Source organism: Arthrobacter sp. 2YAF22_2, assembly GCF_052114645.1.
Taxonomy (GTDB): Bacteria; Actinomycetota; Actinomycetes; order Actinomycetales; family Micrococcaceae; genus Arthrobacter.
In genome coordinates, this window is the sequence record NZ_JBFRFD010000212.1 from 1 (window position 1) to 5,850 (window position 5,850).

A 5,850-nucleotide genomic window follows, 5' to 3' on the forward strand; every position below is an offset into this window, starting at 1 on the left:
GCCGAAAGTGTTTAAGCAGGACGACGGCGGACGCCGCGCGCTGTGTGGCTTACGGTTGCGCCGCGGCAGCGGCCTTGGCGGCGGCCGGCAAGGCGTCGAAGATCCGGTTCATCGCGGCGTCGTCGTGCGCGGCCGAGAGGAACCAGGCTTCGAACACCGACGGCGGCAGGTACACCCCGGAGTCCAGCATCGAGTGGAAGAACGGGGCGTAGCGGAAGACCTCCTGGCCCTGCGCGTCGTCGTAGTTGTGGACGCCCCGGGCCGAGGTGCCGAAGGCCACCGAGAACAGGTTCCCGGCGCGCTGGATGGAGTGGTCCACCCCGGCAGCGTCCAGCGCCGTAGACAGGGCGCCGGAAAGTTCCAGCGAACGGGCGTCGACGAAGGAGTAGACCTCTTCGGTGGCATGGGTCAGCGTCGCGACGCCGGCGGCCATCGCCACCGGGTTCCCGGACAGGGTGCCGGCCTGGTAGACCGGGCCCACCGGGGCGAGGTAGTCCATGACCTCGGCGCGGCCGCCGAGGGCTGCCGTCGGCATGCCCCCGCCGATCACCTTGCCGAAGGTCAGCAGGTCCGGGGTCCAGGGCTCCGCGGCGTCGGCCGCCCCGCCGGTGAGTCCCCAGTAGCCCGAGTAGCCGGTGCGGAAGCCGGTGAGGACCTCATCGAGGATGAGGAGCGCGCCGTGTTCGCGGGTGATCCGGGCCAGGCCAGCGTTGAAGCCCTCGCCCGGGGTGACCACGCCCATGTTGGCCGGCGCGGCCTCGGTGATCACGGCGGCGATGTTGGGTCCGTGTTTGGCGAAGGCGGCTTCGACGGCGGCAAGGTCGTTGTAGGGCAGCACGAGGGTTTCGGCGGCGGTGGCGGCGGTGACGCCGGCCGACCCGGGCAGTGCGAGCGTCGCGAGTCCGGAGCCGGCGGCGGCAAGGAGCCCGTCGAGGTGGCCGTGGTAGCAGCCGGCGAACTTGATCACGAGGTCGCGGCCGGTGTAGCCGCGGGCCAGCCGGATGGCGGTCATGGTGGCCTCGGTGCCGGTGGACACCATCCTGACCCGTTCGGCGGCCGGCACGCGCTCCTTCACGATCGCGGCGAGGTTGGCCTCATCCGGCGTGGACGCGCCGAAAGACAGTCCGCGGTCGACGGCGGCGTGGACCGCGGCGAGGACGGCCGGGTGGGCGTGTCCCAGCAGCGCCGGGCCCCAGGAACAAACCAGGTCCACGTACTCGGCGCCATCGGCGTCGGTCAGGTACGGTCCCTTCGCGGAGACCATGAAGCGCGGCGTGCCGCCCACCGAGCCGAAGGCCCGGACCGGCGAGTTGACCCCGCCCGGCATCAGCTGGCGGGCACGGTCGAAGAGTTCCTCGTTGCGAGGGTGGCTGGAAGTCATGGTTCCTATTCTTTCAGTTCAGTCGCCGGGGAGTATCCGGCCAGCAGGGCGGCCACGCGGGGCGCCACTTCGGTGCCGAACAGCTCGATGGAGCGCATCATCGCGGCGTGCGGGAGCGTGCCGTTGCTGTATTTGAGGTCGAAGCGGTCCACGCCCAGGTTCTTCTTCAGCAGGGCGATCTTGGCGGCGACGGTTTCGGGCGAGCCGACGTAGAGTGCGCCTTCGGCGGTGCACATGGCGTCAAACTCGCCCCGGCTGCCCGGGCCCCAGCCGCGCTCTGCGCCCAGCCGGTTGCGCATCGCGATCCAGTGCGGGAAGAACTCCTCCCGCGCTTCCTCGTCCGTGGCGGCGATGTGGCCGGGCGAATGCGTGGCGACCTGCTGCATCGGATGCCCGTACTTGGCCATCGCCTCGCGGTAGAGCCCGGCCAGCGGGCCGAAGGACCGGGGCTGGCCGCCGATGATGGCGAAGATGATCGGATAGCCGTATTCGGCGCAGCGAAGTACCGATTCGGGCGTCCCGCCGACGCCGATCCAGGCCGGCAGCAGGTGGTGCTCCAGCGGCGGGTAGACGCTGAGCCCGTTGATGGCGGGGCGGGTCCGGCCCTCCCATTTGATCGGCTTCTGCGCACGAACCTTGTCGAAAAGCTCAAGTTTTTCCTCGAACAGGACCTCGTAGTCGGCCAGGTCCAGGCCGAACAGCGGGAAGGACTCCACGAAGGAGCCGCGGCCCAGCATGACCTCGGCCCGGCCGTTGGAGATCGCGTCCACGGTGGCGAAGCGCTGGAAGACCCGGATCGGGTCATCGGAGCTGAGCACGGTGACGGCGGAACCGAGCCGGATGTTCTTGGTCCGGGCGGCCGCGGCGGCGAGGAAGACCTCCGGGGCGGACACGGCGAAGTCGCGCCGGTGGTGCTCCCCCACGCCGAAGGCGTGCAGTCCCACCTGGTCGGCGAGTTCGGCCTGCTCCAGCAACTGGCGCAGCACCTGGGCGTGCGGAACGGGCTGCCCGTCGGGGAACACTCCCACGTCGCCGAAGGTGTTCAGCCCGAGCAGGATCGATTCCGGCCCCACCGGGGCGGTCGGGTTGGCCGCGGAGGCGGGGTCGGACTGTGCCGGGGTGTTCATCAGGACTCCTTCAGCCAGCCGGCGAGTTCGCTGGCCCAGTAGGTCAGGACCAGGTTGGCGCCGGCGCGTTTGATGCCCAGCACGGATTCGGTGATGGCTGCCCGGCGGTCGATCCAGCCGTTCGCGGCGGCGGCTTCGATCATCGAGTATTCACCGGAAATCTGGTACGCGGCCACCGGGACCGGGCTCATCGCGGCGACGTCGGCCAGGATGTCGAGGTAGCTCATGGCGGGCTTCACCATCACCATGTCGGCGCCCTCCTCGAGGTCCAGTTCGACCTCGAGGAGGGCTTCGCGCCGGTTGGCGGCGTCCATCTGGTAGGTGCGCCGGTCCCCGGTGAGCTGCGAATCGACGGCTTCGCGGAACGGGCCGTAGAAGGCTGACGCGTACTTGGCGGCGTAGGCAACCACCGCGGTGTTGGCGTGCCCTGCCTCCTCCAGCGCCTGGCGGATCACGGCGACCTGGCCGTCCATCATGCCGGAGGGGCCGAGCACGTGCGCGCCGGCCTCCGCCTGGGCCACGGCCATCTGCCCGTAGATCTCCAGGGTCGCGTCGTTGTCCACGTAGCCGTGCGCGTCCAGGACGCCGCAGTGGCCGTGGTCGGTGAATTCATCGAGGCACACGTCGCTCATGATGACCAGGTCGTCGCCGACCTCGGCCTTCACGTCACGGATCGCCTTGTTCAGCACACCGTCGGGATCCAGCGATGCGGTGCCGCGCGCGTCCCGTTCGGCCGGGACGCCGAAGAGCATGATGCCGCCGACGCCGAGTTGCACGGCCTCTGCGGCGGCGCGCTTGAGCGTTTCGGTGGTGTGCTGCTGCACTCCGGGCATCGAGGCGATGGGGTTCGGCTCGGACAGGCCCTCGCGGATGAAGGCCGGCAGGATGAGGTCGGCCGCCGAGAGCCGGTGTTCGGCCGTGAGCCGGCGCATCGCGGGAGTGGTGCGGAGCCGGCGGGGACGGTGGGTCGGGAAGCTCATGTCTGGTCCTTCACAGTGCTGGTGGACGGGGTGGAGTGGGGGTGCCCTGGGTCCAGGGCCTCGACGACGGCGGCGACGAGTCCGGAGGCGGTGGGTTCCTCCGCGACGGCGGCGACCGGCAGGCCGAGCGACCGGGCCTGGTCCGCCGTCGACCGTCCGATCGCGATGAGGCGGCAGCGGCCCAGCGGCGACAGCGCCGCGTGGACGCGGCGGGCGGCGCTCGGTGAGGCGGCGACGACGGCGTGCAGGGTGCCGGCGTCGATTGCGGCCTTCGCGGCCGCGGGGGTGAGGACGGCCGCGTCGTGTTCCTGCGGCGCGGGGGCGCCGGCCAGACTGCGCCCCGGGTCGGCCGGATAGTCGACGGTCCGGTAGGCGGTGACGGCCTGGACCATCGCGCCGCGGGATTCCAGTCCCCGGCGGAGGGCCGGATCGGCGATGTCGGCCTGCGGCAACAGCACGCTGCACCGGCCGCGGGGCCAGATGTCGAGCAGGCCGGCCCCGGACTGCTGGCCGGCGGGGGCGAGGTCGACCGGGATATCCAGGGCTTGGAGCATGCGGCGGGTCGCCGGGCCGATGGCGGCCACCTGAAGGCTGCCCGGCAGCCAGGCGCTGAGGGCCGCACCGCGCTCGGCGGCCTTCGCCTCAAGGACCCGGACGGTGGTGACGCTGCTGACCACGAGCCAGGAGTAGCCGCCGGCGCCGAGCGCATCGAAGGCCACATCGAGCGAGTGCTGGTCGGAGGCGCGCTCAAAGTCGATCAGTGGAAGCAGCAGCGGCTCGGCGCCGGTCTCGCGCAGCGCGGACACCAGCGCGCCGGCCCGGTCCGGGCTGCGCGTAACGAGGACCCTGGCACCTTCAAGTACCCTCGGCCCGGCGGTCCCGTCCGGCCGGAGCATGGCGCTGCGGCGTCCCATCAGGTGCGCATCCGTCCGGCTCAGGAGGCGGCCAAATCGGCGATGTCGGCCGCGCCCGCCGCCAGCAGTGCTTCGGCCAACTCGATGCCCAGCAGGGTGGCGCCGACTTCGGTCAGCCCGTCGRTGGCCTTCTTGTCGCGGACCGTCGCGGTCCCGTCCACGGCACAGACCACGGCTTCAAGATGCAGCATGCTGCCCTTGCGGACAGCGTAAGCGCCGACGGGGGCGGCGCAGCCCGCCTCCAGCCGGGCCAAAAGCGCCCGCTCAGCCGTGACGGCCAGCCGCGTGTCCGGGTCGTCGAGGGCGGCGAGGGCCTGGGCGAGCACGCCCTGGGATCCTTCGGTGGAGCCAGCCTTGCGCGGAGCATCGGCAGTGCGGCATTCGATCGCGAGGGAACCCTGCCCGGCGGCGGGGAGCATCACGTCGGTCTCGAGGTATTCGCTGACGGCGTCGAGCCGGCCGATCCGGTGCAGCCCGGCGGCGGCCAGCACGACGGCGTCGAGGTCGCCGGACTTGCCCTCGACGAAAGCATCGGTGCTGTTGCCCGGCAGACCCGGCACTCGGCCCAGCCGGGTGTCCACGTTGCCGCGGATGTCGCGGATGTCCAGGTCCGGCCGCGCCGCGCGCAACTGAGCGGCCCGTCGCGGGGAGCCGGTCCCCACCTTGGCGCCCGCGGGCAGGTCGGCGAGCTTGAGCCCGTCCCGGGCGCAGAGCACGTCCCGGACGTCCACGCGTTTCGGCGTCGCCGCCAGCGTCAGGCCGAGGGCGGCACCGGTGGGCAGGTCCTTGAGCGAGTGGACGGCGACGTCGCAGGCATCCAGGAGCAGCGCGTCACGCAGGGCCGCGACGAACACGCCGGTGCCGCCCATCTGGGACAACGAACCGGTGAGCACATCGCCGTCGGTGCGGATGTGCACCAGTTCCACCGGGAAACCGCCGACGGCTGCGAGCTGGTCCGCGGTCTGTTGGGTCTGCGTGAGGGCGAGCTTGCTGGCGCGGGTGCCGATCCGGACGGTCACGGCGTGGCCTGGCCGGCCGCGGGTGCTGCCGCGGGGTAGGGGTCGTGTCCCGTACCGACGGTGGTGTCCGCGCCGGCGATGGTGGGCTTTTCGCCGCGGAAGTTGGCGCAGCAGCCCGGCCGGCAGACGTCATACCAGGGGCCGAGCTTGGTCAGGTGCGGCCGGTCGGCGATGTTGTTGGCGGCGGTCCGCTCGCAGATCAGGTCCACGATGCCGGCCACGAACTTGCGGTGCGTCCCGGGCGTGGGGACCCGGGTCGCCGCGAGACCCAGCTTGCCGCAGGTGTCGAGGGCCTCGGTATCGAGGTCCCAGACGACTTCCATGTGGTCGCTGACGAAGCCCAGGGGCACGATCACGACGCCCTTGACGCCTTGTCCGGCGAGCTCTTCGATGGCGTCGTTGATGTCCGGTTCGAGCCAGGGCACATGC

Annotated in this window: 6 protein-coding genes; all 6 read right to left on the minus strand. The window is 71.5% G+C overall.

Features of this window, described 5'->3' with window-relative positions; genetic code table 11:
- Window positions 1-49: 49 nt before the first annotated feature.
- Window positions 50-1,381 (minus strand): glutamate-1-semialdehyde 2,1-aminomutase, encoded by a 1,332-nt coding sequence (gene hemL, locus AB4Y86_RS10190; RefSeq protein ID WP_441402122.1) that lies wholly within the window; start codon window positions 1,379-1,381, stop codon window positions 50-52.
- Between the two features lie 5 nt (window positions 1,382-1,386).
- Window positions 1,387-2,508, minus strand: coding sequence for an LLM class flavin-dependent oxidoreductase (locus AB4Y86_RS10195; protein ID WP_441402123.1), 1,122 nt, complete (start codon window positions 2,506-2,508; stop codon window positions 1,387-1,389).
- Complete coding sequence (gene hemB / locus AB4Y86_RS10200; protein WP_441402124.1) at window positions 2,508-3,488, minus strand: porphobilinogen synthase; 981 nt, start codon at window positions 3,486-3,488, stop codon at window positions 2,508-2,510. Before hemB ends, AB4Y86_RS10195 begins: the two co-directional genes overlap by 1 nt.
- Window positions 3,485-4,402, minus strand: coding sequence for a uroporphyrinogen-III synthase (locus tag AB4Y86_RS10205; protein ID WP_441402125.1), 918 nt, complete (start codon window positions 4,400-4,402; stop codon window positions 3,485-3,487). The genes hemB and AB4Y86_RS10205 overlap by 4 nt, the downstream gene beginning before the upstream one ends.
- A 20-nt stretch (window positions 4,403-4,422) precedes the next feature.
- A complete protein-coding gene (gene hemC / locus AB4Y86_RS10210; RefSeq protein WP_441402126.1) occupies window positions 4,423-5,421 on the minus strand; it encodes a hydroxymethylbilane synthase in 999 nt (332 codons plus the stop codon).
- Window positions 5,418-5,850: ferrochelatase (locus tag AB4Y86_RS10215; RefSeq protein WP_441402127.1), on the minus strand; the 433-nt coding region annotated here is incomplete at its 5' end. The genes AB4Y86_RS10215 and hemC, both read right to left, overlap by 4 nt.